1 protein-coding gene is annotated in these 774 nt (G+C 31.1%); it reads right to left on the bottom strand.

Going from position 1 to position 774, the window contains the following annotated elements; all coding sequences use genetic code 11:
- A partial coding sequence (locus MBCUR_RS03145; RefSeq protein ID WP_157077623.1) for a DUF11 domain-containing protein occupies window positions 1-774 on the bottom strand: 774 nt, incomplete at both ends.

Genomic DNA, 774 nt, shown 5'->3' with positions numbered 1-774 from the left:
CATTATCAGGACCAAAATTAGTCACATTAATAGCATATAAAACAAATGCACCATTCAAAACAGATCCAGATACATTAGATGATTTAACAATACTAAGATTCACAGTAGGAACAACAGTAATATTAGTCTCATTATCAAGATTACTACTATTATTACCAGTATTATTCTCACCAACATTAGTAACATTAGCAATATTCACAATACTACCAGTACCATTCAAACGAACAAGAATATCCAAAACAATACTCTCACCATTAGCCAAAGCACCAATACTCCAAACACCAGTACTTGCAACATAGAAAGTAAACCTTGGAGTTGTACTGTTAATGTATATTAATCTAGTATCTAACTTATCAGTAATAACCAAACCAGTAGCATTATCAGGACCGAAATTAGTCACATTAATAGTGTACAAGATATAAGCACCATTTAAGACATTACCAGACACATTAGAAGATTTAACAACACTAATGTTCACAGTAGGAACAACAGTAATATTAGTTTCATTATCAGGAGTACTACTATTATTACCAGTATTATTCTCAGTAACATTAGTAACATTAGCAATATTCACAATACTACCAGTACCATTCAAACGAACAAGAATATCCAAAACAATACTCTCACCATTAGCCAAACTACCAATATTCCAAACACCAGTACTTGCAACATAGTAAGTAAATCTTGGAGATGTACTGTTAATGTATATTAATCTAGTATCTAATTTATCAGTAATAACCAAACCAGTAGCATTATCAGGACCATAGTTAGTTA

Origin of the sequence: Methanobrevibacter curvatus, from assembly GCF_001639295.1 — an archaeon.
In the GTDB taxonomy this organism is placed as follows: Archaea; Methanobacteriota; Methanobacteria; order Methanobacteriales; family Methanobacteriaceae; genus Methanoflexus; species Methanoflexus curvatus.
This window is presented reverse-complemented; position numbering and strand designations above follow the sequence as displayed.